The sequence below is a fragment of the Halomonas sp. 328 genome, from assembly GCF_015645095.1.
Lineage (GTDB): Bacteria > Pseudomonadota > Gammaproteobacteria > Pseudomonadales > Halomonadaceae > Bisbaumannia.
Map to the genome: position 1 here is coordinate 20,529 of NZ_JADOTW010000030.1, position 25,657 is coordinate 46,185.

The following is a 25,657-nucleotide window of genomic DNA, read 5'->3' on the forward strand; positions in this document are numbered from 1 at the left end:
AGATTTATCAAAGAAATTAGAAACCCCAACACCCAAACCAGGCCATCACCCTCAGCTTCTTAGCAATAGAATCTTTTTCTTCAACGAGGGCTTCCTTACTATAGTGAGATTTGACACATGGTGCTCGAAGAAGACCTTATCAATAAACAAAGCCGCAGCCATAGCCTTACCTCTCATTGAAACCCCAACCACTCCACTAACTTCATCTGATGACTTAACTGACAATGAACCACCAACCGATGCCGCCATGGCTCCTAAAGAGTCTACAAACAGCCTTGAATTCGTCACCCCATGAAAATACAGATCATAAGTTGAGCTCAACTTCCTACTTCTTAATATCACGCCAGCACTTTGAGCCTCTCTAACAAAAACTTCAGAGAAAACTTTATCGCAGAAATCCAGATTGGACTTATAGTCCTCTGGAATAACAACCCTTTCACAAAGCTCGACAACGTACGGACCGTCATCTCGATTATGGACAATATCCACCGTCCCATTCCTGAGACCAGATATCGTAATCACTGCTCGCTCGGCAAGCTCTTTGATCATACCAGGAGCTTCAACCTCGGTGCTTGAGCCACCGTTCCTCTGCAATGAAGCGACGGCCTTTCCGGCCACCACATAAACACGATACTGATCTCCAGAAATCTGCTTTTCAATAAGAAATCTGGCCTTCTCAGATTTACTTCTGCTACCATCCTCATCAACTTCAGCGGATGACAGATTTATCGTTTGAGCATAAGAGGCCGGTTCAGCATCACTGGTCGTCGGCAAATGTGCCTTTACTTTCTTTATTGCTTTAGCAAGCTGCTTCCTATCTTTTACATCATATACTGCGAAGGTCGGATTCTCTCCAAAGACCTCCTTGACAACAACAGGGTAGCCGATCCTATTGGCATACTTTACGGGATCTTTCTCGGCAAAATATGAGAAGGTTGCCCCTTTTGGAACACGAACGCCTTTGCGCTGGTGTATGGCACGCCGGAACCGTTTCTGAAGAACAAATGTCACTGTAGAGAGCCGCGTACTTAGCGCCACACTGTGAACAAAAGCAGTGTTATTATCCTGAACCTTTTCAGAATCACTCTCTACGTAAATTAGCTGGCCAGGCATGACCTTTGTCTTTGCACCATACAGGACTGCCTGGAGCAAGACATTGAATCCGTCAAAGTTTTCGTTCTTCACTGAACTGGCAATACTATTCATTCTTTTTTCCTGAACCCTTGCTATGCAAGCAGCCGAGCTTTTACTGATGAGGGGCGGGATGAAGTGGGGCCTACAATGAGTCGAGTTGCCATCATGGAAACCGACTTAACACTCCCGTCTATCTCAATACTTACTCGAGATGGACCAGCATCTTGTGCAGAATAGGACACCCCCAACTGCCTGGCTGACCTGCGAGCCCAGCGCAGATAATCCTCTTTGTCCAGCGCCCCCTTAACCTCGCAAAGAACCTTGCATCGACCATCGTTAAACTGTTCTGAGACTTTGATATCGAAGTCATGTGCAACGTTGGTAAATATCGACTTCACCACTTCACGAGGCTTGCCAAACATTGGATATTCACAGTTGCCTATTGCCGCCTTGGCATTCAGCTCGATAATAGCGGCAGACTGAGAGGAGATCTCCTTGGTATGATCTTCGATAAGGATATCAACACCACAGTAACGCAGGCCTGGAACAGCTTTCGTAGCCCTTACGGCAGCTTCTTTTATAGATGGGTGGAGCTCATCCAGGACATCCACAGAGTCAGCCCCTTGTGAAAGGTTGCAACTCGTCCCGAATACAACATGCTCCCCTAGTGATGGAACTCTCAGAAGATCAATAGAGTGATCGTTGATATTCCCAAAGGCATTGTCTTCCTCAATAAATGCCGAACGATCAATAAAGTGCGGATTCCTCATACGCCATGCATGCTTGGCCAGCATCAGATCGGCCATGCTGTGCACACCATCACCGGTCACAGAGGCAAGCTCACGGCATAGCGCCCCTTTGACCTCATCACCGACCACCACAACCCTGTAGTCCTTTCCTTTAATGAATTTTTCAACTATGAAGTCACTATCCTTGTATACGCTACGCCCTAACGTATTGATTGCATTTAGCAGCTCGTCCTGGGTCCGTATATTTACGACAACCCCCTCGCCTTTAGATCCATTCAGGGGTTTGCAGACGAGTGGATAACCAATCAAATCGGCATAATCAAGAGCTGACTGCACATCTTTAGGTTCAAATGCCCTCCCGGCTGGCACAGGCAGGCCTTTCTCGCTTAACACTTGCCGTGTCGCTTCCTTATCGACACAGAAGGCATGTGACACGATGCTTGAAAGCTGAGATGTGCTCCAGCTAAACAGCATATTATTTCTGTTTTCATCCTCTGCGATCAGGCTAAACTTACTCAATCTTGTCGCTGACAGACCGAAACCAAGGGCATAATAATAGAAAAGATACCCTTTGGTTCCGTTCTTCTTCAGCAGCTTGAGCTCTTCAAAGTCCGAATACTCGTTTATCTCTTTCCCATAGATAAAAGGCTTAGCCGGCAGAGGAAAGACCGCATAGTCTTCGATTCTATAAAAACTTCTAGACAAGAAAGCAACCCTGTCCGCTTTCACGCCATCTACATAGCACTCGGCCTTGGAGAACTCTTCCCTACCCTTGAGCACCCTGATCAGATCATTGATGGCCAGGCGGAAGGGTCTCAGTCTAGCCTTCACTTTGTCTTCTAGCAGCGAAGTGCTTTCTTCCTTGTCATCCTCGTCCAACTGAGCAACATGCATCAGCTCATCATAGTTCTTATCAGCAGAGTATGAACATACCTCATCCCTGTACTGGTAAACTATCTTGCGTATATCTTTACACCTGTAGTCTTCGAGAAGAGACACGCCTGATGCTTTCTCCAAAGCACATTCCATCATGCTCCTGCTCAACATTGGAATACGGCCAATCTTGCTCTTGATATAGCCATTCCTGACGATGCACAGCCTAACCCCCCCGACATTGGCATTAAGCGTGATGGTATATGTTGGCCGTTTCTCGCCTACCTCTTCCAGCTGCTTTTTGAACAGAAACAGTTCACATGATTCTATTTTTACGCCAAACTCCGCCAGCTCGCCTTTAGCCAAACAAGCATCAATCGACATGACTCCATCCATAAGTATCTCCCTCCCTTCAACCAACTACCTACCAAATAATATAGGGCACTCAGGTTTCTAAGGCACCCTTGCAATACAAAAGCCCATTTTTCTCAAGAAAATCTACATATCCCTTATCGGTAAGAAGAGGCTTATGCATTTGGAAGAGCCTAACCTGACTGTAGCTATTTCCTTCCAACACGACAAAACCATCGTCGCATAGTATTAAGTCGAAGCCACAATAACTCAGATATGGAAGCTTATTAAATAGATCACACAGCGCCTGCATGTGTGCCTTCCAGTCGGGAACAAAGCCTCCTTTTATCCACTCACCAGTATCCGGATGCTCTTCCCAGCGCTTACCGCTATATTTCCCGGCTGCGGCAACGGCGCTTCCTAGCCGTCCCGTCTCCCTGTCTATCTCGATGCTTAACCCCCCCAAAGAAAAATTATCAATGGGGTAGGATTCACTATTTCCTACGCGCAGCACCGCCCGCACGACATAAGGCTTTCCGGTGGTGGCATCACGAACCACAAGCACCCTTACGGTATTAACCGTCAAGGGATAAAGCCGTCGCGAGAAGTCTCCCTGCTGCACATATTCATTAACAATAAACGGAACGCGCTGCTGGCCAAACATCTCGCCAAGCTGCTCGCACTTCACCGTAAAGCGAGGCGCCTTTTCATCGTTGGTTTCAACAACTGCATGCTGTTTATCAATACGGATAAAATAAATTCCGCCTCCCCCCCCTCCGCCCAGGGGCTTTGCCACCAGTATCATGGGCTCGGACTGGCCGCTTGCCACACGCTCCCAGGTCTTCCCATGCGTCACGACGCGTCCATTGCGGAAGGTGGCGATGGTTCTTGGCACTTGACAGTGTTTTCCAAAAACCTGATCAAATAGTATTTTGTTATTAAAAACAACGCTATATGAACCATTGACCAGGCGCGTCAGCCAACGCTGCACATCGCTGAGATATAGGTCCACGTTATCTGGACCGAGGCCATAGAGGCGTATCTTCTCCGGGAGGAATCCACGCTCATAGAGGAACTCCGCCTGCTCCGCGGTGATCTTTTCCAGGTCAGGGTCGGCATGAAAGTCCAGTGTGAAGCGCTTATGCAGAGCCAGCGCCTCGGTACCACTCAGGTTGGCCATGAAGAGGCGGTGATGGTCCTTAGGCAGGCCCTCTACCACTGGCATGGTTGGCGGCATTGCCTGAGGGGGTAATACTGGCTTGGTCGGAGAGAGCGACAACATGGTGGCAACCCCTAGATTCCAAACTCACGGATAAATTCGATGGCCACTTCAGACTGCATCAGGGGGCCATGAACCTGGAAAGGGACGACACTGAGCTGGCTACGCAGCCCTATCAGCCGTGGGGTGTCGCCACTTATATCGATATCGAGCTGCGCGAAGGTAAAGAGGGGCTTCTTGGCAATCTCGGCCAGAATTCTCTGCTGGGCGAAGCGCCATGCCTCTTGATAACGCCTCCGTTCCCAAGGGCGAGGCCGACGAGGTGCGCCTAGGAGAGCATTGGCCCGGTAGCGCACCACGCTTTTCACTCGGCCACTATTCAGCGAGAGACGATAGCTTTTGCCAGTGTGATGTCCCCTGGGACACTCGGTACGCTCTACCACGGCAGCCAGCAGGACCAGTTCCGCGCTCGCAGGATCGAGCATCATCACTGCCTTCAGGCACGGCCCCGGGGCGGGCGGTCTATCGGAGGCCAGCATGGGCAGGCGCCGAGCATAGAGCTGGTACTGCAGTGCGGGCGTCTCCAGCATCTGACGCGCCTGGCCGTTGGCCAAGGGTAGGAGGCGTGCCTGGAGGTCGCTGATATAGGCATTGGCCTGGGTATTGGGCAGCCCATAGAGCGCTTTCTTGTCGGGCAGGAAGCCGCGGTTATGGAGGTACTCCGCATCTTCTTGGCTTAGCCGGCACGACTCGCGCTGAAACTCTTGGCTAAAGTCTCGCCAGGCCTCTACGCCCTCGGCCTTATCCAGGCGTTTTACCCTCCCCTCGTGACTCAGGTCGGCACTGCGCCTGGTGTCATAGATGACCCGAGTGTGGCGCCCCCCTTTCAGATAAGGCAGGCGGGCATGGATACCCGCCAGGTGGGGTGTCGGGCGCCTCTCCTCATTGCGGCCATAGCGCAGGTAGTGAATCAGGGGATTGATGCCGGCATTACGCACATCCTCGTTCTCCTTGAGATACCAGGTCGTGTGAAAGCCGGGGCCCGGGTTCAGTCCCTGCCAGACACCATGGCTAATAAAGTGGCCGAGGGGATCCTGCACCGCATGGGAGTCACGCTGCAGCTCGGGATAGTTACCGAGGTACCATTCGGCACTGAAGTAGCCACTGCGCGATATTTCCTCACGCAGCGATGGCTGGCGACGGCCCAAGGCACGCCGGAGCAGGTGCTTGGTCGAGGTGGGAGTCAGAATCGGCATCATGCACCCAGTCGGTCAATATGACTGCTGATAAAGGGGTCACTGAGCAGGGGGCGATGGATCTGGTGAGTGGCCAGTTGGCCCTCGCAGACGGCGAAGAAACAGGGCCCATCGTCGGTGAGCAGGAAGGTGAGATTGCAAGCACGCAAGTAAGATGATTCATCGAAGAAGGCTATCAGCATCTGGCGAGTCTTCTGCCAGTCGGGGAGTTGCCTGCCGACGATGCTGCTGCCCAACTGCGGGTGAATGGGGAAGGAGGCCAACGCCTGGGACGACTCGTCCAACCCTTTGCAGGAAGTGATAAGCCCCGTTTCGAGATCTACGGAGGCGCTCAGAGCCCCATCCTCGACCCGCATGGCATGGCTGCCGTCTTCACGCTCACGGCCGATCAGCAGAGTGGTAGCCGCGAGTTCTGGCTGCCACTGGTTCTGCTCACGGACCAGCAGCACATTCAGTAGGTTCAGGTGCCCGGGCGCCAGGCTCTCGGCAAAACCGCCCTGCGCAACATGCTCAGTCAGTACATAGGAACAGCTTTCCTGGCGTGCCCGGGCTTGAAGAGTCTGCACCAGCTCGTCACTGCGACCTTCCCCCATGGGGCCACGGAAGCTTCCGTCCTCCAGCAGGACCCGCTGATAACCCGAGCCCATCCCGAACTGCGTGGGGTGGATTATCAGCTCTCCCGAGCCGGCGTCTCCCTGCCGCCACCATGGAGAGGTGATCCATTGCACCTCCTCGCTGGTTACCACGCAGTGGATTTCCGGCACCTTGCAGTAATTGCTCATGACATGAGAGCAGAGCACGCGATCGGCCATGACGGTCTGGTACTTGGCATTGGCGGCCTGCAGCCGCATGGCCTGGAAATCGCTCAAATAGCCTGGCTCGGGCTCATCTACCATGCCATACAGGAACCATCGACTGCGGAAGAACCCTGCCTGGAAGAGCTGTCGTTGTCGCTCCTGATCAAGCCCGAAACAGGGCTCATCCCAGAAAGCAAGGCTAAAGGCCTGCCAGGCTTGAAGTGCGTCTGGATCGAGTAGTTCGGGTACTCGAGTGTCACTGAACATAGTCACTCCTTGACTGCTCAGGAATTGAATGCGGCGGCTTGCCGATCCTTGTCGGACAGAATGGGTTCACGTCCCCAGCACCAGTCGTCGCGTTGCCAGTCGATGGCGAGCACAGGGTCGTCCCAGCGGATGGCACGCTCGTGCTGCGGGGCGTAGTAATCGGTGGTCTTGTAGAAGACGTCGGCACTGTCGCTCAGTACCACGAAGCCGTGGGCGAAGCCTGGCGGCACCCAGAGCTGATGGAGATTGGACGCGGAGAGCCGGGCGCTCCCCCAGTGCCCATAGGTCACCGACTCCGGACGAATATCCACCACCACATCGAGGATCTCACCCGCCAGCACCCGCACCAGCTTGCCCTGGGGCTGCTCGGCCTGATAATGCAGGCCGCGCAACACGCCCTGGCGCGAACGGGAATGATTGTCCTGCACGAAGCAGACCTCCAGCCCTGTGGCGGCCTGAAAGTCGCGCTGGTTGAAGCTCTCCATGAAGAAGCCTCGCGTATCGCCATGAACGCGGGGCTCCAGCAACAGGGCCTCGGGCAGGCCAGCCAGCGGCGTCACCTTAAGCGAAGAAATTGCACTCATATGCGGCGCTTTTCACCTGATTGATCTAACAAGATTCCCAGTACTCTCATGTTATGAAGTGAAACTCCCGGAGAGACGTGAAACCATGACTGGAGAGTCATGAAAGTGAAGATGGCCGTGGAGAAGCGGCACTCGGTGACGGCAGATGCCGAAGACTGGCATGAGTCGGCTCAAGGCGCCTGGCGGCAACGCCGAGTCGTCACTACGCCACCCGCGCTATCGCGGGATCAGCGACAGCAAGTATTCTCCATAGCCGTTCTTGGCCAGCGACTGACCACGCTCGATCAGGCCGGCCTCGTCGATCCAACCATTACGCCAGGCGATCTCCTCGAGGCAGGCGATCTTCAGGCCCTGGCGGTGTTCGATGGTCTGCACATACTGGGCGGCTTCCAGCAGGCTATCGTGGGTGCCGGTATCCAGCCAGGCGAAGCCTCGGCCCAGCAGCTCGACCCGCAAGTCACCCCTCTCCAGGTAGGCATTGTTCAGGGCGGTGATTTCCAGTTCGCCCCGCGTCGAGGGGCGTACCTCCCGCGCCAGCTCCACCACCCGATTGTCATAGAAGTAGAGGCCGGTGACCGCATACTGGGACCTGGGGCTCAGAGGCTTCTCCTCGATGGAGATGGCCCGCCCTTCCCCGTCGAATTCCACGACCCCGAAGCGCTGGGGGTCCTTGACGTAATAGCCGAAGACGGTGGCACCTTCACTGCGTGCGGCTGCGGCATGCAACTGCCCGGTAAAGTGCTGGCCATGGAAAATATTGTCGCCCAGCACCAGACAGACAGGATCCTTGCCGATAAAGTCGGCGCCGATAATGAAAGCCTGGGCGAGTCCCTCGGGGCGTGGCTGCTCGGCATATTCGAAGCGCACCCCGAAGGCCTCGCCACTGCCCAGCAGGCGACGAAACAGCGGCAAGTCCTGCGGGGTGGAGATGATCAGGATATCGCGGATCCCCGCCAGCATCAGCACCGAGATCGGGTAATAGATCATCGGCTTGTCGTAGATCGGCAGCAGTTGCTTGGAGACCCCATGCGTAATCGGGTAGAGGCGACTGCCACTGCCCCCGGCCAGGATGATGCCCTTGCGCATTACCCGAGGTGTCAGGCGTGAAGCGTCAGTGTTGGTGGGTGCCGCATCGGTCATGGCTGGGCGATCTCCTGCATTGTCAGCACGAGTTGCCTCTGCCAGGTGGGCAGGGTAATGCCCAGCGCTTGCTCCAGTGCCTGACAGCACAAGCGGGAATTGAGTGGTCGCCTGGCTGGCGTGGGGTACTCTGCCGTCGGAATCGCCGCAACCCGCTCGGGGCTAATCCGCAGTACGTCATCCATGGCGGCAGCCTGACGAAAGATCTCGCAGGCAATACCGTGCCAGGTGGTTTCCCCCTGGGGAGCCAGGTGATACAAGCCGCTACGCACTGGTGAGGTGTGAGGGGCAAGGAGCCACCGGTGCAAGGCCAGGGCAGTGACCTGTGCGATCAGTCGGGCCGACGTTGGCGCGCCGACCTGGTCATCCACCACCTTGAGGACATCGCGCTCCTTCCCCAGGCGCAGCATGGTCTTGACGAAGTTGCGCCCGTGGAGGCCATAGACCCAACTGGTTCGGAAAATCAGGTGGCGGCAGCCGCTCCCCTGAATGGCCTGATCGCCGGCGAGCTTGGTCCGGCCATAGACATTGAGCGGTGCGGGCGCATCGTCTTCTTGCCAGGCGCGATGCCCCTCCCCGCTGTAGACATAATCGCTGGAGTAGTGCACCAACGGAATATCATGCCGGGCGGCATGGTCTGCCAGTTGCGCCGGCATGTCGGCATTGAGCCGCCATGCCGAGTCACGCTGCTCTTCGGCCTTGTCCACGTCGGTATAGGCCGCCGCGTTGACGATCAGGTCCGGGGTGTTGTGTTCCAGGTAATCGGTCACGGCCTGGGCATCGTACAGGTCGAGTATCGTCCGACCTGGTGCCAGGATATCGCCGAACAGCAACAAGCTGCGCTGAAGCTCAAACCCGACTTGACCGCTGCCGCCGGTGATGAGGATCTTCATATCATTGGCTTCCTTTCCAAGCCGCCGCTAGGCGGCGAATCACTCGCTGAAGCAAGCTCCTACAGAGAGATGCCGGCGAGGCCCAGGCGCTCCCCCTGATAGCGCCCATCCTGGACGCGTTGCCACCAATCACGATTCTCCAGGTACCAGAGCACGGTCTTGCGCAACCCGGTTTCGAAGGTTTCCTGCGGCACCCAGCCCAGCTCACGCTCGACCTTACCGGCATCGATGGCATAGCGGCGATCATGCCCGGGGCGGTCTTTCACGAAGGAGATCAACTCACGGTAGTGGGTTATCGGCGATGAAGGTGCCAGTTCCTGAAGCAGATCACAGATGGCCTCGACGACGTCGAGGTTGGTCTTCTCATTATGGCCGCCGATATTGTAGGTTTCGCCGACCCTGCCCTTGGTGGCCACCCGAACCAGGGCACGAGCGTGGTCCTCCACATGGAGCCAGTCGCGTACCTGGCCGCCATCGCCATAGACCGGCAGCGGCTTGCCGGCCAGGGTATTGAGGATCATCAGCGGGATCAGCTTCTCCGGAAACTGGCGCGGGCCATAGTTGTTGGAGCAGTTGCTGATCAGCGTCGGCAACCCATAGGTGCGCTGCCAGGCGCGCACCAGATGATCCGAGCCGGCCTTGCTGGCCGAGTACGGCGAGCTGGGGGCGTAGGGAGTGTCCTCTGTAAACAGGGCGCTGGAAGACACCTCTGCCTCAGCCAGGTCGCCGTAGACTTCATCCGTCGAGACATGGTGAAAACGAAAGCCCGCGGCCTTCTCGGGAGCGCTTTCCTGCAGGGGGGTCCAGTAGCCGCGGGCGGCTTCCAGCAGTACTGAGGTGCCAACGATATTGGTCTGGATAAAGGCCGCCGGCCCCTCGATGGAGCGATCCACATGGCTCTCGGCGGCCAGGTGCATCACCACATCGGGGCGGTGCTCGGCGAAGAGGCGCTGCATGGCCGGGGCATCGCAGATATCCGCCTGCTCGAAGGCATAACGCGGGTGGTGGGCAACACTTTCCAACGATGCCAGGTTGCCCGCATAGGTCAGCTTATCGACATTGACCACACGATGCTCGGTATGGACCAGCAGCTCGTGAACCAGCGCCGAGCCGATAAAACCGGCTCCTCCTGTGATCAGAAAGGTCTTGGGCATCATCAATCAGTCCCGGTGATCTCGCACGATCAGCACCAGCATATTGATAATAAAGGTGACAAAGAGCGCAATGATGGCGAAAACCGTGATGTTATAGAGGCGACGTGGCTCGACGGCATACTCGGGAAAGACCGGGCTCTGTAGAACAGAAACCTGTTTCAGGGTTCGAGCCGCCTCGATGCGCGTGTTTTCCAGGGCCGCCAGGGCACTGGAATAGGTCTCCTGGGCGAACTGGGCGCGCAGTTCCAAGGTCTGGTACTCCGCGGAAATGCGGTTCAGGGAGTCTCCGGCGGCCTGGGCGAGACGGTCCCGCTCATTGGCAATCTGCTCCCGCAAGGCACGGATCTCGCTCTCCACCCTTACCATTTCCGAAGACTGGGCACTCTGGAAGCTGGCCAGGGCACTGCGCCGTGCCTGCAGGCGCGCCAGATCGCCCTCCAGGGTGGCCACTACCTGGTTGAGGCTTTCCACGGTATGTGTGGGTGAGACCAGGCCATGTTCATTCTGGTAATCCAGCAGCTCCAGGCGTGCCGAATCAAGACGCTCGCTCAGGCGCTCCAGTTGACGCTCGAGAAAACGCACCTGCTCTTCCGCCAGACGCTGCCCCATCTGGTTCATATGCGACTCGCCCTCTTGCAGCAGCAGGGTTGCCAAGCGATGGGCGAACTCGGGGTCATAAGCCTGTACCTCAATTTTCAGCACCTGGGCATACTCGTCCATATCGATCTTGACACGCCGCTGGTAATAGCGGTGCAAATCTTCGATAGGCGCACTGGCGTCGCGCAGCCGAGAGAAGAAGTCACCTTGGCTCGAATAGTGAGTTCGCAGATCCAGGTGATCTTGAACACGACGCAGCATGTCCACCGACAGCAGGTGCTCGCGAAGCAGCAGTAGATCGCTGGACGCTCCCCCCGCCCCACCAAAGATCGAGGCGAATGACATCTCCGGGGCAGCAATCTGTGGGCTTTCCAATACGACAGTCGCGCGGGAAACATAGCGGTCCGTAGACCACCACGACCAATAACCCGCCACCACGACTATCATCAGGATACAGAGCCCCCAATATGGGTTGCGCTTAAGAAAATCTTTCATCAACTGTCAGGCCTTTGCTATGAGAACGACATACCCCCAGAAACCGCAGGAATACATCAGTCATCATCATTGTCCGTGCCACTTTCATTCTTCAGGGCCGTCAACACCGCCCTCGCTCGACGCAGTACCTGCCTACGCCTCTTGATCTCTTCCTTCAGAGCCGCCAGATGCTCACTGGATGCCCCCTCTGACTTTGCTATCGCATAAGCTTCCTTTGCCGCAATCACTTGCTTGCGCGCCTTCCGAGTCTCTAGCCTGGCTTCTTTGATTGGCTGAGGTGTCGGCATACCAGAAGCATCGTGATAAGCCTCAATGGCGTCGTTCACGTCATCGAACCAGCGGGCCTGCCCCTCATGGAGAAAGATCCCGGCCTCGCACATCTCGCGCAGGATGCCCTCGCCATGGGACACCATGATAAGGCTGGCCTTGCCGACGCGTTCCTTGAAGGCCTGTTTCGCCTTGGCCTTGAAAGCACGATCCCCCACCGAGGTGGCCTCATCGGAGAGGTAGACATCGAAATCGAAAGCCAGCGACAACCCGAAAGAGAGCCGCGAACGCATCCCCGATGAGTAAGTGTTGACGGGACGATCGAAGGCACTACCGATTTCCGCAAACGCCTCGACAAAGTCGATAATGCGAGCGACCTCGCGACTGTTGCCGTGGATCCTGGCCACGAACTGGACGTTCTGGCGCCCCGTCATGTTGCCCTGAAAGCCGCTCCCCAGGCCGATGGGCCAGGAGACCCGGCAGTGGCGCAGCACACGGCCTCGCTCTGGGTTGTCCATGCCACCGATCAGCCGCAGCAAGGTCGACTTGCCCGCGCCGTTGGCCCCCACCAACCCCACACTGACACCACTGGGAATGGTCAGGTTGATGTCCTTGAGCACCCAGTCATTATGAAAATGGCTGTGGTAGCGCTTGTATAGGCCCTGGATCTCAATCATGCCTATCTCGCCTTCAACTTTTCGACGAAGCGCATATGCAGTATCAGCCCAAAGGAAATCAGCGACAGGGCGCACAACCAGATGTAAAGGGGATCGATGCCCTGCACCGTCTTGTAATTCTCGAAGAAACCAAGCCGTAACTGCTCAATGCCATGCACGATGGGGTTATAGAGCATGATCTGCTGAAGGTGATGAGGCTTCAGGGTGATCGGGGCAATGACTCCCGACAGCAGCATCAGGGGGATGGTCATCATCCTCACCAGCCGGCCAATCTCGGAGACCAGTGCCGTTGCCGCGGATAGGGTTAGCCCGACTCCGGCCCCCAGGGCCCATAGCGACATCCAGGCACCCATCGCCGTCAGCGGCAGGTCGGCATAGAGATCGAAGCCGAGCAGCAACGCCCCGACGATGAAGATCAGAAAAACCACGCTACGTAACAGGCCCTCGAGGGCGATACGCACCAGCACCGGGTCGATGGGCAACACCTGGCGATAGGCGAACAGGCCACGGTTGGCGTCGATGGCCCCGACAGGACGGGTCATCCCTTCACGAAACAGGAAGAACCCCATCAGCCCCACGATCAGCCAGGGGATAAAGTCCGCGCCGATCACCAGCCGATCACCACGGATCAGGCTACGCACGGCGATGAAAACCGCCACGAAGGCAATCGGCTCGAAGATCATCCAGAACCAGGCGAACCGATCGGCCATGGTGCGCGCAACCAGCTCTCGCATGAACATGGCGAACCAGACACTTCGGGTAACCTGCCAGGAGGTGCGCCCTCCCTGGGAGCGGCTTGTAACCTGCATCGGTTAGATATCCAGTGCGACTCGGGTCGTCACAGCGATATGGAAGAGGATCTGGCTGATGGTGGAGGCCAGCTGCAGATTCTTGGTAGGCGCCTTGGGCAGTACCAGCACTTCATCGCCAGGCCGCAGCTCCACATCACTGGCATGGCGCACCTCGCCGTTAGCGCGAGCGACAAGGATCATCCGCTCGTCGGCATAGGTAGTGAAGCCACCGGCACGCTCGATATAGTCACGCACTCGCTCCCCCGGGGAGAACACCACCGATTGGGGCACCAGCACCTCGCCGCTGATCAGTACCGCATCGGAGCGCTCGGGGATGGTGATCACATCACCATCCTGCAGGCGAATATTGGCGATCTCATCGTCACGCGAGACGACCAGGCGTCCATTCGGTTCGATTTCACGGGCCCGCTCTACGAACTGACTGACCAGCTCAGCCTCGCGGACACGTATTTCGGCCTCTTCCGGAGTCGATGAAGAAGCGCTCAAATAAGTGGTCTCGAGCCGGCGCAGGCTCTCCTCCAGCGACTCCTGCTGCCGCTGTGCCACGCTTTCGCGACGAAGGGAGACACTCTGGGTATCGGCCAGATAGTCTTCCACCGGAATATTGTCGAGCAGCTCATGCAGGGTCACGTCCTTGGGTAGCACGAAACGCGACGGCCCCAGGTGTGAGCCTTCGAGCTGCACGACGATATTGGTGCTGCGCTCATCGGCGCTGAACAGCACCTCATCGCCATCCCGCAACGGCGTCGTGGAAAAATCATTCAGTTCCACATAATCGGCGGTGGGCCCCAGGTCACGGCTCCCGCGAATCAGGGCATGAGAGACTCCCGCTTGCAGCGGTGCCAGGTCCAGCACCGTCTGGCCGGCCAGCGTCTCCCCCTTCAGCTCGAAGTGGTAAGCACGGCGCACATCCCCCCCCACGGTGATGGTATCGCCGCGACGATCCACCACGATGGTGTCGCCATCCTGGAACTGAATCCTTGGCAACTCACCGGTCAGAAGGAAATCGTAAAGGTCGGCTCGCAGGATCTCCTGGTCACCGCGCAGCACACGAACGCTGCGATAGCTGCCGAGTTGATCATCGATGCCATCGGCCTGATCCAGGAAGTAAAGCAAGGCATCACTGGGCACGCCGGCATAACGCCCGGGACTCTGGACGAAACCGGTCACGAAGACACCGATCGGCTGAACGCCCTGGAGGTTGGTATAGACCTCAACGTTATCGGGGTAGACCGAATGCACGGCGCGCTTGACTCGGTTGTCCAGCTCACCATGGCTGACACCTTCCACGGCCACCGGGCCGATGGACGGAATAAAAAGGTTGCCCTGGGCATCCACGGGGATCACCCGATCCAGCTCGATAGCCCCCCACAGGCGCAGCACCACCTGATCGCCCGGCATGACCCGATAGTTGGGGTTCAGGCCATCGCCCCTCAGACCGCGAAAACCACCGGTAAAGAGATCGGCGCCAAAAGGAGGTATCGCCTCTTGCGCGTCACCCGACAACTCCAGCGGACCATAGACGCCAGGCTGGCGCACCACGGAACGATTCCGTGCCGCCTCATCTGCCTCTCCCTGACCACGCGCCTGCTCGCGACTGGGCTCGGCCTGCTCGGGCGAGAGGTAGCCAGCGCCACCAAGGGTTTGTGCCTCGGCACCAGCCACCAACGCCAGCACCAGGGAACAGGGCGCCACCCACTGCAAAACTTTCTTCATGGTGTCGTTACCTGATTGGTTAGCGAAGAGAGCGCACTTCGGCCCAGCGGGTATCGCTGGCCCGACACGTCAGGACGCTTTGCTGTCCCTGGGACGATTCGATATGCAGCTTGCGACAAGGGCGACCGCTGGCGGCCTGATAACGGCCATCGACAGTCAGCAAGACGCCACTGCCCCAGGGGCTCGCCTCGGGGTGATAGACCATGCCCGCGCTGGCACCCTCGAGGTAACTGGAAATGCGCTCATCGAGCAGGCGTTGTTGCTGCGCCTGCCAGCCGGTGTAGGACTGGGAGTTGCTGGGAGAGGACGTAGCACAACCGGCCAACGCCATGACCAACACCAACAAGAGGGCGCCGCGTGGCTGGAAAGGGAGTCGCTGTCTCACGGGAGGGTCCTTGAGGAGTTATGGTGCAGGGGCGGAGGGGAAGCTCACCAAACCCGCCCGGGCACGCTACCGCCCCAGGGTGACATTTCCGGCACATCCCTGAGGCCTTTGAAAAGATGAAGCTGTAGGGCGTTATCACTCGCTGAAAGCCCATTGTCCGGCCTGGAGGCATGACATCCTTGTCAACGCATTCCAGGCTTCGTAAAAACAGTCACGCATCCTACCTCAAAGATTGGCCCTATCCTAGATGCGTCTTGTTATCAGCAAATGACACCCATCGACGACACCTTATTTTCCAGAAGCAGCCATCACACCTGCCAGGCCCCATGATAGAAACCAAAAATATTTCATTGATTTAGATCACTTTTTTCGCATCTCCCGGTTTCTTTAATCCGTCCCGCCCTGACCTGTCACCGCTGAGCGACAAGATGGGAGACATGTAAATTTCATGCCCACTGATGTAGCCATACCTTGTCAAGAAGCACTACCATCTCGAGGGGTGGGCGGTTAGCATTGGCTGGAATTGCACACTGCGCCGCTTGCAACAACGGTGTGTAGGACGCAAGTGAAACGAGCATAAGGGAGACTCTCGATGATCAAGAAAGGCATTGCCCTGCTGGCCGTGGCCGGCATGATGACCACCCCGCTGGCCATGGCTCAGGCCATTCCTGCCGCTGCCTCCAGCCAGGCCCCCGGCGTGGGTGCCGGTGCCGCCGGTGCGGGTGCTAGTGCTGGAGCCGGTGCAGGCGCCGCTGGTGCGGGCGCTGGCGCTGGTGCGGGCGCTGCTGCAGGTGCAGGCGCGGCCGCCGCTAGCCCGCTGGCCGGTGTTGCCGCGGCTACCGGCCTCTCCACCGCTGCCGTGGCCGGCGTCGGTGTCGCCGCGGCTGCCGCCGTGGGCGTCGGCGTTGCCGCTGCGGGTGGCAGCGGCGGCGGAGCAACTGGCACCACCGGCACCACCGGCACCAACTAAGCATGCGGCGCATAATCACCGCAACGCTTCGGGGCCGCCTTCGGGCGGCCCTGTTGTGTGCATCCCCCCTGTTAGTGGCTGGTTGCGCCAGCGATGGCACCACCCCCATGTCGGCCTCGCTTCAAGCCCTATGGGGCAGCGACGGCGCAGATGCCGAGCGCGCCGAAGCACTGCCCCATGCCTCCTTGCTGGTTCAGGCCGGAGACATTCGCGGCCTGATGGTGATGGGCTTTCGGGTGGGCCAGCAGAGCTACTGGCCCTCGGCCGACGGCCTGACCCTGGAGCTGAGCGGCGATGGCCTCTTCGCCGTCGATGGCCTGGAGCAGACCCTGTTGGCCACCCACTACACCGGCCTGGCGGCGGCGTCACTGCCTTGGCATGGCCAGGATGCGCGTGACTACCGGGTGATACGCCACTGGATCGATGCCCAAGGGCAGATGCAGCGCGGTGAAGCCCAGGCCCGATTGCATTGTGGCCGCCTGGAGACACGTCACCTGCCGCTCGGCGAGCGCCAATTGCAACGCTGCCACGAAACCCTGACCTGGGCGGATGGCCGCACCTCTCGCACTCGCCTGTGGCGTGACCCCGTGGATCATGCCCTCTGGGAGGTCGATGGCCAGCCCTGGCCCGATGCCCCGCGGATCGCCTGGCGAGTCGCCCGCCCCTGGTGGTAACCGGCCGTGGTAACCGACAAGAGCCCCCTATGAAGCACGTCATTTCCCTGGCCTTCGCCGGCCTTTTGCTTGGCGCCACCACGGCGGTGGCTGCCGTGGCGCCGACCCCGGGCGATACCCTGGCCGAGGCCTGGGTCGATTGGCAGGAGCAGCGCACATCCCCCCTGGACTGGGGCTACAGCTTCGCGCTTCGCCAGTCCGATGCCAGCGCCTACCAGCGGCAGGAGGCCGCGCTGCTGGCACGCCTGGATGCCCTGCGCGGCGCCTTCCCCGGCGCATCGGCCTGGCACGATAGCCTGCGCCGCCTTGCGGGAAGCGGGCTGGCCCGCAGTCCCGAGCGGCTTGATCTCCCCCACCTGGCGGCTGACTTGCGCCGCAACCCACGACTGACCTCGCTGGTACATATGGGCACTTGCCCGCCTCCCGACTGGATCGAAGTGTGGTCTCAGCAGGGGGTGTCGCGCCTGGACTGGCAGCCAGGCCTGACCAGCGACGGCCTGCTGGCGCAGCTGCCTCGTGACACCCGCCGAGGGGTGGACGTGATGCATGTCACTGCGCCGACCGGCCAGGTGACTCGCCTGGGCATCGCCGCCTGGAACCACCAGCGCCTGCCGCTGGCTCCAGGAGCTCGGCTGGTGCTATTGAACCCGCGCCATGTCGAGGACCGACAGGCGACCGAGGCCCTCCTTGCCGAGCTGGCCGACTACCTTGCCACTCGCCTGCCCGGCGACGCCTGTGAGTTGAAGGGATTCTATTGATGCAAGCGCTCTCCTCCCCCGCTCGCCATACGCTCCGTCGCGGCCTGCTCATGGCCGGCCTGGTTGGCATCGCCGTGCCGGTCCATGCCGGCAGCCTTGGCCAGGGCCACAGCGACTTCGGCGGCATTGGCCTGATGCAGACCCCCACCGCCCGCATGGCGCCCCTCGGGCATTTCAGCGCCAGCTGGAGCCGCACCGCGCCCTACCGCCGCTATGGCATCTTCTTCCAGCCCACCGAGTGGCTGGAAGGGGGCTTTCGCTACGTGGAGATCGAAGATCGCCTGTTCGGCGAGGAGATCGCCGGCGACCGGGCCTACCTGGACAAGGGCTTCGATATCAAGCTGCGCCTCTGGCAAGAGAGCCGCTACCTGCCCGAGCTGGCCGTGGGCCTGCTCGATGCCGGCGGCACGACCCTGTTCGGCGCCGAGTACCTGGTCGCCAGCAAGCGCTGGTACGACCTGGACTTTCACCTGGGCCTGGGCTGGGGCTATCTGGGTCGCGCCGGCGACATGTCCAACCCGCTGGGCCGGCTCGATGATCGCTTCTACGACCGCCCCCGCTTCGCCGGTAGCTCCGATGGCGGCGAGCTATCGCTGTCGCAGATGTTCCGCGGGCCGGTGGCGTGGTTCGGTGGTGTCGAATACCAGACCCCCTGGGATCGCCTGCTACTGCAGGTGGAAGTGGAAGGCAACGACTACTCCGCCGATCGCGCCGAGTCCGACCTGGAGCAGGACTCCCGCGTCAACCTGGGCGCCCGGCTCCGCCTGACCGATAACGTCGAGCTGCGGGCCGGCTGGCAACGCGGCAATACCGCCATGCTTGGCGTCTCGCTGAGCACCAACCTGGCGGGGCTCAGCCAGATCAAGCGCGACCCGCCCCCGGTGCCCCTGGAGGAGGCCACCGCGTGGCATACCATGGACTGGGGCGAGGTCAGCCACGAACTGGAGAGCAACGCCGGCCTGCGCGTCGAGCGCATCCAGACCCAGGAGTCGACCCTGATCGTCGAAGGCGAACCGACACGCTACCGCTCCCTCGGCCAGAGCGGCGTCCGCGCCAGCCGCATCCTGCATAATCATACCGCCAGCGACATCGACACCTTCGAATACCGCTGGAGCGAGCGCGGCATGCCCATGCGCGTGGATCGCGTGCCTCGCCAGGCCTTTCTGGAAGCCGCCGCGGCGCGGGACGCCGAGGGTGACTTCTACGCTCGGCTCGAGACCTATGGCCGCCATCAACCCAGCCTCGCCGACGAATACGCCGAGCCGCTGCATGTCCAGCACGAGGCTCCGCGCCGCCGCTTCTCCTACGGCATCGGCCCCGCCCTCAACCAGAACTTCGGCGGACCGGATGGCTATCTCTATCAGTTGATGCTCGCCGCCAACGCCGAGTACCGCACCGACCCGAACGGCTGGCTCTCGGCCAGCCTGAGCTGGACCCTGGCCGACAACCTCGACAAGTACGAGTACATCGCCGAGTCGGACCTGCCGAGGGTGCGCACCTTTATCGGCGATTACCTGGCCGAGACCAGCCTGGGGCTGAGCAACCTCCAGTACACCCGCACCACCACCCTGGGCGACGACTGGTATGCCATGGGCTACGGCGGCCTGCTCGAGACCATGTATGCCGGCGTGGGCGGTGAAGTGCTCTATCGCCCCTTCGGCAGCCGCTGGGCGCTCGGGGCCGACCTCAACTGGGTGCGCCAACGCGCCTTCGACCAGCGCTTCGGGCTGCGCGACTACAGTATCGCCACCGGTCACCTGAACGCCTACTGGGAGACCGGCATCGAGGATGTCCTGGCCAAGGTCAGCGTCGGCCGCTACCTGGCGGGCGATATCGGCGCCACCCTCGACCTGTCACGGGAGTTCGCCTCAGGCGTGCGCATCGGCGGCTGGGCCACCCTCACCGACGCCGGCAGCGACTTCGGCGAGGGCAGCTTCGACAAGGGGCTCTACCTGTCGATGCCGCTGGACGCCTTCTTCGTGCGCTCGAGCCGCGACCGCGCCCGGATTGCCTGGCAGCCGCTGACCCGCGACGGTGGCGCCCGCCTCCATCGCCGCTACCCGCTCTACGACCTGACCCAGGAGCGCCAACCGGAGCGTCCCGAGATCGACCGACGCAGGGATTGGGAATAGCGGACACGAAAAAGGGGCCGACTCGCCAGGGCCGGCCCCTTGGTTTTTCCGAATATTTCCCACGGCTTCGAGTAGTGAGCCGCCGCCTGTCACAGTAGACTATAGGCCTTTGCCGGATCGATACGCTAAAGGATGGGAACCCAATGAAAGACTCCTCCCGGCTGCATCAACGCGTGGCCGAGATGAGCCGGGCGAAGAAGCGGCTGATCATGGTGATTTCCGACCTGATCGCCCTTCCCGTGGCCCTCTGGTCTGCCTACGCACTGCGCTTCGCCGACTGGTGGCCGGAGCGCTACCTGGAGCCCTTCTGGTGGCTGTTCCTGGTAATACCGCCCGTGGGGGTCTATATCTTCGCCCGGCTGGGGCTCTACCGCGCCGTGGTGCGCTTTATCGGGCCCCAGGCACTATGGGCCGTGGTCAAGGGCGTGCTCCTGCTCGCCGTACTGATGTGGGCCCTGGCCTACTTCGCGCGCCTCCAGGGCTTCCCCCGCTCGATTCCCATCAACTTCGCCCTGGTGGCCATCGTCTACGTGGGCGGTACCCGCTTCCTGGTGCGCAGCTATTACCAGTGGCTGATCAAGCACTACACCGAGAAAGAAGCGGTGGCCATCTACGGCGCCGGCGGCGCCGGCGCCCAGCTGGCCCTGGCGCTCTCCAACAGCCGCGAATTCTATGTGGCCGCCTTTCTCGATGATGACGCCGCCCTCTGGGGCAGCACCATCAAGGGGGTCAAGGTGTACGCGCCGGAGACCTTCCACGAGGTCGCCGGTCAACTGGGCATCAAGCGAGTACTCCTCGCCCTCCCCTCGGCCACCAAGCAGCAACGCAAGCGGGCCCTGGACAAGCTGGCCGATGCCCCCGTGCATGTGCTGACCGTCCCCTCCATGCCGGAGATCGTCTCCGGCGAGGCCTCGGTGGATCAACTGCGCGAGGTGGAGCTCGAGGACCTGCTGGGTCGGGACCCGGTGCCGCCCAGCGAGGAGCTGATCAACGCCAGCCTGAACGACAAGGTGGTGATGGTGACAGGCGCCGGGGGCTCCATCGGCAGCGAGCTGTGCCGGCAGATCATGCGCGGCAGCCCCCGCGCCCTGGTGCTCTACGAGATCAATGAATACAGCCTCTACGCCCTGGATCAGGAACTGGAAGCCCTCAAGCGGGAGCTTGGCGAATCCTTTCCCATCTACCCCCTGCTCGGCAACGCCTGCGATCCGCGCCGGGTGTCGGCGGTCATTTCCCGCTACGGCGTCCAGACCCTCTACCATGCCGCCGCCTACAAGCATGTACCGATCGTCGAGAACAATGTGCTGGAGGGCATTCGCAACAACGTTCAGGGCACTCGAGTGGTGGCCGAAAGCGCCGCCCGCCTGGGCGTGGAGCGCTGCATCCTGGTCTCCACCGACAAGGCGGTGCGGCCCACCAACGTCATGGGCGCCAGCAAGCGCATGGCCGAGCTGATTCTCCAGGACCTGGCCCAGGACGCCAGCGCAACGGTCTTCTCCATGGTGCGCTTCGGCAATGTGCTGGGCTCGTCCGGCTCGGTAGTGCCGCTGTTCCGCCAGCAAATCGCCGAGGGCGGCCCGATCACCGTGACCCACCCGGAGATCACCCGCTTCTTCATGACCATTCCCGAAGCGGCCCTGCTGGTGATCCAGGCCGGCTCCATGGCCCAGGGGGGCGATGTCTTCGTCCTCGACATGGGCGACCCGGTGAAGATCGTCGACCTGGCCCGGCGCATGATCCAGCTCAGCGGCCTGGAAGTGCAGGACGAAGCCAACCCCGACGGCGATATCGCCATCGCCTTCAGCGGCCTGCGCCCCGGCGAAAAGCTCTATGAGGAGCTGTTGATCGGCGACGCGGTCATCGGCACCGCCCATCCCAAGATCATGCGCGCCGAGGAGGAAGTGCTGCCCCGCGAGCGGCTGCATGCCCTGCTCGACGAGCTGGAGCAGGCGGAAAACGAGATGGACAGCCACCGCGCCTGCGAGACCCTGCGCAGCGGCATTCGCGGCTTCAAGCACAGCAGCGCCATCTGCGACCTGCTGCTGCCCGCCGTCGCCACCACCGACGAGCCCAAGATTCACCGACTCAGGCCCCATTGAGCATGACGACACCTGCGGCGCCGCCCCAAGCACGGGGCGGCATCATGACCCATTACACCAGTCTCGCCATCTTCCTGCTCGGCGCCCTCGCCCTGAGCCTGCCCAGCGGCTATTCGCTGGGGGCCCTGATGCTGGTGCTGGCCAGTCCCATCCTGCTGATTCGCCCCCGCCCCCTCGAGCTGACCCGCGAGGACCAGGCCATCCTGCTGGTCCTGGGCCTCTACTTCGCGGTAACCGCGCTCTCCGCCTGGCTCGATGGCCAGGGCTCGCGGGGGCTCGACAAGCCCTCGCGCTTCCTGCTGGCCATCCCCGCCCTGCTGCTGCTGATCGCCTACCCACCGCGCCTGAGCTGGCTATGGCACGGCCTGGCGATCGGCGGCATGGCAACCGGCGGCCTGGCCATCTGGCAGAAGCTGATCGAAGGCACCAGCCGAGCCGGCGGCTTCACCCAGATCATCCAGTACGGCAACATCAGCCTGCTGCTGGGCATGCTCTGCCTGGCCGGCCTGGGCTGGGCCTGGGCACAACCCCGCCGCCGGGCCTGGCTGGTGTGGCTGGGCTTGGGCGCCGCGGGCGGCCTGCTGGCCTCCCTGCTCTCGGGCAGCCGAGGCGGCTGGCTGGTGGCCCCGCTGATGCTGCTGGTGCTCTACTGGGCCGAGGGGCGCCGCCTGCCTCGCCGTATGCAGCTGGGCCTGGTGATGGCGGTGCTGATTGCCGGGGCGATCAGCTACACCCTTCCGGAGCTGGGCGTGCAGCAACGCGTGCATACGGCCACCGATAACGTCGCCAACTACCTGAGCGGCGAGAATCGCGATACCTCGGTCGGCCTGCGCTTCCAGATGTGGGGCGCCGCCGGCGAGCTCTTCCAGCAGCGCCCGCTGTTCGGCTGGGGAGAGCATGGCTACCGTGAAGCCATGGCGGAGATGGCCGTGCGGGGCGAGATCGCCCCTCGCGTGGCCGAGTTCCACCATGCCCACAACGAGTGGATCGATGCGGCCGCCAAGCGTGGAATCATCGGCATTACCGCCCTGCTCTGTCTCTACCTGGTGCCGCTGGTGGCCTTCGCGCGCCGCCTCAATGCCCCCAGCCCCGCGTGCCGGGCCCTGGCGGCAGCGGGGAGCCTGCTGCCCATCGCCTATCTCGGCTTCGGCGCCACCCAGGCCTTCCTCGAACACAACAGCGGGGTCATGATCTACGCCTTCTGGCTGGCCGTGCTCTGGGCCATGTTTCGCCAGACAACAGCCACCACCGCCAAGGACACCACGACCTAGCGCTTATGCTCTATTTCCTGGTCATGGGCGCCATCGCCCTCAGCATGCTGTTCAGCGTCGCCTGGCTACTGGTCAAGACGATCCGCCTGATTCGGCCACGCCGACCCGCTCGGGCCGGCCGGTCTCGCCAAGCCAGCGCTCGCGGCAAGTCGCAAGCCGCCAAGCGCGGCAAGCCCCAGGCGCCCGGCCGCTTTGCGCGCCTGCTGGCTCACCTCTCTCCCCTCCGTGGTGCCGCCCCCCTCTGCCTGGTGGCCTGGGCCACCTACGGCGCCCTGCGCCTGGCGCATCACGGCATGCAGGCGAGCCCCCGCACGCCTCCCGGCACCTTCGATGACCTGATCGCCGTCGTGGGTGGGCTAGCCCTGGTCCTGCTGGTCGCCACCCTGATCGGCCTGCTGGGACACTGGCAACGCCGCCGCCAATAGGCAAGAAATCGCCCGTTCCTGCCATAGTTTTGCCCATGGCTTCCGCTAAGTCGTGATAGCATTTACCCAACCCCAAACATAAATTAGAACATCCTATACGGGGCAGGGATCGTGATACTGCAAACCATCAAGTTGCGGCTGCGTAATCGGCTGCGCATTTCCCCGGGCAACCAGATCGAGGTGGCGCCCGGGGCCAAGCTTCGCCATTGCCATATCGTCGTTCGCGGTCGAGGCAATCGGCTCAAGATAGCGGATTCGGCCAACCTCAGGGGCGTCCTGCTGGAGCTACGCGGGGAAGAGAACGAGCTGCACATCGGGGCCGATACCGTGATCGGCGAAGGCTGCTACCTGAGCGCGCGCGGGACCCGCACGCGGCTCGAGATCGGCAGCGACGGCATGCTCTCGCGAAACGTCAGGGTCATGACCGGTGATGGCCATGACATTCATCACCAGGGGCGCCTGATCAACCCACCCGGCTCCATCCGTGTCGGCGACCATGTCTGGTTCGCCGATGGTGCGACTATCCTCAAGGGAGTCAGTCTCGGCGATGGGGCCGTAGTGGGCCTGGGCAGCGTCGTGACACAGGATGTGCCTCCGGCCACGATCGCCGCCGGTAACCCGGCCCGCATCATTCGCCAAGAGATTCACTGGACCCGCTGAGCCGCCCATGACATCGAGACTCTTCCACCCGACCCGCGCGGTCGGACTGTTTGCTGGCGCCCTGATGCTGGCCCTGATCCTGATGGTGGCCTCCCCGGTCCGCAATACCGCGGTGATCGCCCCACTGATGCTCTACGCCATCGGTTACCTGTGTACCCACCGGGCCAGCCTGACGCTGACCCGAGGGGACCGCTGGGTCCTGCTGATGCTCTCGGCCTATCTGCTCAGCCAGCTCCCGGTATTCGTCCTCAGCGACTATTCGTCCCGCTACCTGAGCCCCGGCCTGCATATGGCGGCCGCCATTCCGATCTACCTGATGCTTCGCCATACGCTCCGGCATTCGGACCATCGGCTGGTCGGCGTGGCCCTGGAGACCGGCGTGATCATCGCCGCCCTGGGCGCCGGCCTGGTCGCCCTGTGGCAGACCCAGTGGCTGGGGGAAGGCCGTGCCGATGGCTTCCTCTTTAGCATCAACTTCGGTTACCTCTGCGTCCTGCTGTTCGGCATGGCCCTGACCCTGATGCAGGGGGCCCGCTGGCCCTACTGGCTGGGCCTCGCCGCGCTCAGCGCCCTGCTGGCCGTGCTGCTCTCGGGGACCCGCGGCGCCATGCTGGCCATCCCGCCGGTCCTGCTGCTGCTCGGCGCCTGCCGCCTCAAGCAACTGGGCTGGCGCCCCCTCGCCCTGGGCCTGGCGCTGATGGCCGCCGCAGTCAGCCTGGGCAGCCAAGCCTTCGACGGCGTCGAACAGCGCATGGCCTCCATCGGCGACCAGTTCAGCCGCATGCTCGACGGCGACCTGGATAACTCCGCGGGCTATCGACTGCAGCTTTGGCAAGGTGCCTGGGAGGCGCTCGAGCAGCGCCCCCTGATCGGCAGCACCTACCCCGAACGGGAAGCCATCAACCGACAACTGGCGGAACGAGGCGAGGTCAACGATTGGGTCGCCGGGGTGAATCGTGGCCATGCTCATAGCCAGTATTTCGAGCTGCTGGCCACCGGAGGCCTGCTCGGCGCCCTGGCCCTCATCGCCATGCTGGTGGCCCCCGGCCTCTATTACCTCAGGCAGACGCTGAGAAATCCCGGCCACCGCTACGCGGCCAGCGGAGCGATCGTCACCCTCACGGTCGCCCTCTGCGGCCTCACCGAATCGCTGCTTCAGCAGGAGATGATCGCCGCCAGCTACGGCCTGCTGCAGGCGACCCTGCTCGGCCTCAGCCAGGAAAAGAGGCTCTTCGTCGTTGGGTGTGGAATTTGCCCCCTGAACTGGCCCAGGATATGACCTCCACATGGACAGGAGGTAGA

At 61.0% G+C, this 25,657-nt stretch carries 23 protein-coding genes; 9 read left to right on the forward strand and 14 right to left on the reverse strand.

The window, feature by feature from the left end; all coding sequences use genetic code 11:
• Positions 1-51: 51 nt before the first annotated feature.
• From IHD13_RS14730 to IHD13_RS14795, 14 genes are all read right to left on the reverse strand, one after another.
• Positions 52-1,206 carry a hypothetical protein gene (locus tag IHD13_RS14730; RefSeq protein ID WP_195861786.1) on the reverse strand — a complete coding sequence of 385 codons (1,155 nt, stop codon included), beginning with the start codon at positions 1,204-1,206 and terminating at the stop codon, positions 52-54.
• Positions 1,207-1,226: 20 nt separating this feature from the next.
• Positions 1,227-3,152, reverse strand: a complete 1,926-nt coding sequence (locus IHD13_RS14735; RefSeq protein WP_195861787.1) for an ATP-grasp domain-containing protein — start codon at positions 3,150-3,152, stop codon at positions 1,227-1,229.
• Between the two features lie 49 nt (positions 3,153-3,201).
• Positions 3,202-4,389 carry a sugar-transfer associated ATP-grasp domain-containing protein gene (locus IHD13_RS14740; protein ID WP_195861788.1) on the reverse strand — a complete coding sequence of 396 codons (1,188 nt, stop codon included), beginning with the start codon at positions 4,387-4,389 and terminating at the stop codon, positions 3,202-3,204.
• An 11-nt stretch (positions 4,390-4,400) separates the two neighbouring features.
• Positions 4,401-5,585 (reverse strand): hypothetical protein, encoded by a 1,185-nt coding sequence (locus IHD13_RS14745; RefSeq protein WP_195861789.1) that lies wholly within the window; start codon positions 5,583-5,585, stop codon positions 4,401-4,403.
• Entirely contained in the window at positions 5,582-6,646 is a 1,065-nt protein-coding gene (locus IHD13_RS14750; RefSeq protein WP_195861790.1) for a sugar-transfer associated ATP-grasp domain-containing protein, read from the reverse strand. Before IHD13_RS14750 ends, IHD13_RS14745 begins: the two co-directional genes overlap by 4 nt.
• Positions 6,647-6,663: 17 nt before the next feature.
• Positions 6,664-7,230 (reverse strand): dTDP-4-dehydrorhamnose 3,5-epimerase, encoded by a 567-nt coding sequence (gene rfbC, locus IHD13_RS14755; RefSeq protein ID WP_195861791.1) that lies wholly within the window; start codon positions 7,228-7,230, stop codon positions 6,664-6,666.
• Positions 7,231-7,446: 216 nt separating this feature from the next.
• Positions 7,447-8,370 carry a glucose-1-phosphate thymidylyltransferase RfbA gene (rfbA, locus tag IHD13_RS14760; protein WP_230086343.1) on the reverse strand — a complete coding sequence of 308 codons (924 nt, stop codon included), beginning with the start codon at positions 8,368-8,370 and terminating at the stop codon, positions 7,447-7,449.
• Entirely contained in the window at positions 8,367-9,263 is an 897-nt protein-coding gene (rfbD, locus tag IHD13_RS14765; protein WP_195861792.1) for a dTDP-4-dehydrorhamnose reductase, read from the reverse strand. Before rfbD ends, rfbA begins: the two co-directional genes overlap by 4 nt.
• A 59-nt stretch (positions 9,264-9,322) precedes the next feature.
• Positions 9,323-10,420: a dTDP-glucose 4,6-dehydratase gene (rfbB, locus tag IHD13_RS14770; RefSeq protein ID WP_195861793.1), complete on the reverse strand. Its 1,098-nt coding sequence runs from the start codon at positions 10,418-10,420 to the stop codon at positions 9,323-9,325.
• A 3-nt stretch (positions 10,421-10,423) separates the two neighbouring features.
• The gene (locus IHD13_RS14775) at positions 10,424-11,509 is read right to left on the reverse strand and encodes a chain-length determining protein (protein ID WP_195861794.1); all 1,086 of its coding nucleotides are present in this window, start codon (positions 11,507-11,509) and stop codon (positions 10,424-10,426) included.
• A 56-nt stretch (positions 11,510-11,565) separates the two neighbouring features.
• Positions 11,566-12,453, reverse strand: coding sequence for an ABC transporter ATP-binding protein (locus IHD13_RS14780; protein ID WP_195861795.1), 888 nt, complete (start codon positions 12,451-12,453; stop codon positions 11,566-11,568).
• Between the two features lie 2 nt (positions 12,454-12,455).
• Positions 12,456-13,193, reverse strand: coding sequence for an ABC transporter permease (locus IHD13_RS14785; protein ID WP_230086344.1), 738 nt, complete (start codon positions 13,191-13,193; stop codon positions 12,456-12,458).
• A 72-nt stretch (positions 13,194-13,265) separates the two neighbouring features.
• Positions 13,266-14,981: a polysaccharide biosynthesis/export family protein gene (locus IHD13_RS14790; RefSeq protein WP_195861797.1), complete on the reverse strand. Its 1,716-nt coding sequence runs from the start codon at positions 14,979-14,981 to the stop codon at positions 13,266-13,268.
• A 19-nt stretch (positions 14,982-15,000) separates the two neighbouring features.
• Positions 15,001-15,366, reverse strand: a complete 366-nt coding sequence (locus IHD13_RS14795) for a DVU3141 family protein (RefSeq protein WP_195861798.1) — start codon at positions 15,364-15,366, stop codon at positions 15,001-15,003.
• A 592-nt stretch (positions 15,367-15,958) separates the two neighbouring features.
• Between IHD13_RS14795 and IHD13_RS14800 the strand changes: the two genes are divergently transcribed.
• From IHD13_RS14800 to IHD13_RS14840, 9 genes are all read left to right on the forward strand, one after another.
• On the forward strand, positions 15,959-16,336 hold the full coding sequence (locus tag IHD13_RS14800; RefSeq protein WP_195861799.1) for a hypothetical protein: 378 nt from the start codon (positions 15,959-15,961) through the stop codon (positions 16,334-16,336).
• A 107-nt stretch (positions 16,337-16,443) separates the two neighbouring features.
• On the forward strand, positions 16,444-17,010 hold the full coding sequence (locus IHD13_RS14805) for a YjbF family lipoprotein (RefSeq protein ID WP_195861800.1): 567 nt from the start codon (positions 16,444-16,446) through the stop codon (positions 17,008-17,010).
• Positions 17,011-17,039: 29 nt separating this feature from the next.
• Positions 17,040-17,768, forward strand: a complete 729-nt coding sequence (locus IHD13_RS14810) for a hypothetical protein (RefSeq protein WP_195861801.1) — start codon at positions 17,040-17,042, stop codon at positions 17,766-17,768.
• Complete coding sequence (locus IHD13_RS14815; protein WP_195861802.1) at positions 17,768-19,900, forward strand: YjbH domain-containing protein; 2,133 nt, start codon at positions 17,768-17,770, stop codon at positions 19,898-19,900. Before IHD13_RS14810 ends, IHD13_RS14815 begins: the two co-directional genes overlap by 1 nt.
• Before the next feature lie 143 nt (positions 19,901-20,043).
• A complete protein-coding gene (locus IHD13_RS14820; RefSeq protein ID WP_230086345.1) occupies positions 20,044-21,999 on the forward strand; it encodes a polysaccharide biosynthesis protein in 1,956 nt (651 codons plus the stop codon).
• 44 nt (positions 22,000-22,043) lie between these two features.
• The gene (locus tag IHD13_RS14825; RefSeq protein WP_230086346.1) at positions 22,044-23,270 is read left to right on the forward strand and encodes an O-antigen ligase family protein; all 1,227 of its coding nucleotides are present in this window, start codon (positions 22,044-22,046) and stop codon (positions 23,268-23,270) included.
• Positions 23,271-23,275: 5 nt separating this feature from the next.
• Positions 23,276-23,695: a hypothetical protein gene (locus tag IHD13_RS14830; RefSeq protein ID WP_195861804.1), complete on the forward strand. Its 420-nt coding sequence runs from the start codon at positions 23,276-23,278 to the stop codon at positions 23,693-23,695.
• A gap of 111 nt (positions 23,696-23,806) precedes the next feature.
• Positions 23,807-24,355 (forward strand): acyltransferase, encoded by a 549-nt coding sequence (locus IHD13_RS18580; protein WP_326838366.1) that lies wholly within the window; start codon positions 23,807-23,809, stop codon positions 24,353-24,355.
• Between the two features lie 7 nt (positions 24,356-24,362).
• Complete coding sequence (locus IHD13_RS14840; RefSeq protein ID WP_195861805.1) at positions 24,363-25,634, forward strand: O-antigen ligase family protein; 1,272 nt, start codon at positions 24,363-24,365, stop codon at positions 25,632-25,634.
• Positions 25,635-25,657: the final 23 nt, after the last annotated feature.

What these genes read in the sequence shown, in the direction of transcription:
- IHD13_RS14730 (WP_195861786.1), bottom strand. Translation starts at nt 1,206, where the DNA reads ATGAATAGTATTGCCAGTTCAGTGAAGAACGAAAACTTTGACGGATTC.
- IHD13_RS14735 (WP_195861787.1), bottom strand. Translation starts at nt 3,152, where the DNA reads ATGGATGGAGTCATGTCGATTGATGCTTGTTTGGCTAAAGGCGAGCTG.
- IHD13_RS14740 (WP_195861788.1), bottom strand. Translation starts at nt 4,389, where the DNA reads ATGTTGTCGCTCTCTCCGACCAAGCCAGTATTACCCCCTCAGGCAATG.
- IHD13_RS14745 (WP_195861789.1), bottom strand. Translation starts at nt 5,585, where the DNA reads ATGATGCCGATTCTGACTCCCACCTCGACCAAGCACCTGCTCCGGCGT.
- IHD13_RS14750 (WP_195861790.1), bottom strand. Translation starts at nt 6,646, where the DNA reads ATGTTCAGTGACACTCGAGTACCCGAACTACTCGATCCAGACGCACTT.
- rfbC (WP_195861791.1), bottom strand. Translation starts at nt 7,230, where the DNA reads ATGAGTGCAATTTCTTCGCTTAAGGTGACGCCGCTGGCTGGCCTGCCC.
- rfbA (WP_230086343.1), bottom strand. Translation starts at nt 8,370, where the DNA reads ATGACCGATGCGGCACCCACCAACACTGACGCTTCACGCCTGACACCT.
- rfbD (WP_195861792.1), bottom strand. Translation starts at nt 9,263, where the DNA reads ATGAAGATCCTCATCACCGGCGGCAGCGGTCAAGTCGGGTTTGAGCTT.
- rfbB (WP_195861793.1), bottom strand. Translation starts at nt 10,420, where the DNA reads ATGATGCCCAAGACCTTTCTGATCACAGGAGGAGCCGGTTTTATCGGC.
- IHD13_RS14775 (WP_195861794.1), bottom strand. Translation starts at nt 11,509, where the DNA reads ATGAAAGATTTTCTTAAGCGCAACCCATATTGGGGGCTCTGTATCCTG.
- IHD13_RS14780 (WP_195861795.1), bottom strand. Translation starts at nt 12,453, where the DNA reads ATGATTGAGATCCAGGGCCTATACAAGCGCTACCACAGCCATTTTCAT.
- IHD13_RS14785 (WP_230086344.1), bottom strand. Translation starts at nt 13,193, where the DNA reads ATGTTCATGCGAGAGCTGGTTGCGCGCACCATGGCCGATCGGTTCGCC.
- IHD13_RS14790 (WP_195861797.1), bottom strand. Translation starts at nt 14,981, where the DNA reads ATGAAGAAAGTTTTGCAGTGGGTGGCGCCCTGTTCCCTGGTGCTGGCG.
- IHD13_RS14800 (WP_195861799.1), top strand. Translation starts at nt 15,959, where the DNA reads ATGATCAAGAAAGGCATTGCCCTGCTGGCCGTGGCCGGCATGATGACC.
- IHD13_RS14805 (WP_195861800.1), top strand. Translation starts at nt 16,444, where the DNA reads ATGTCGGCCTCGCTTCAAGCCCTATGGGGCAGCGACGGCGCAGATGCC.
- IHD13_RS14810 (WP_195861801.1), top strand. Translation starts at nt 17,040, where the DNA reads ATGAAGCACGTCATTTCCCTGGCCTTCGCCGGCCTTTTGCTTGGCGCC.
- IHD13_RS14815 (WP_195861802.1), top strand. Translation starts at nt 17,768, where the DNA reads ATGCAAGCGCTCTCCTCCCCCGCTCGCCATACGCTCCGTCGCGGCCTG.
- IHD13_RS14820 (WP_230086345.1), top strand. Translation starts at nt 20,044, where the DNA reads ATGAAAGACTCCTCCCGGCTGCATCAACGCGTGGCCGAGATGAGCCGG.
- IHD13_RS14825 (WP_230086346.1), top strand. Translation starts at nt 22,044, where the DNA reads ATGACCCATTACACCAGTCTCGCCATCTTCCTGCTCGGCGCCCTCGCC.
- IHD13_RS14830 (WP_195861804.1), top strand. Translation starts at nt 23,276, where the DNA reads ATGCTCTATTTCCTGGTCATGGGCGCCATCGCCCTCAGCATGCTGTTC.
- IHD13_RS14840 (WP_195861805.1), top strand. Translation starts at nt 24,363, where the DNA reads ATGACATCGAGACTCTTCCACCCGACCCGCGCGGTCGGACTGTTTGCT.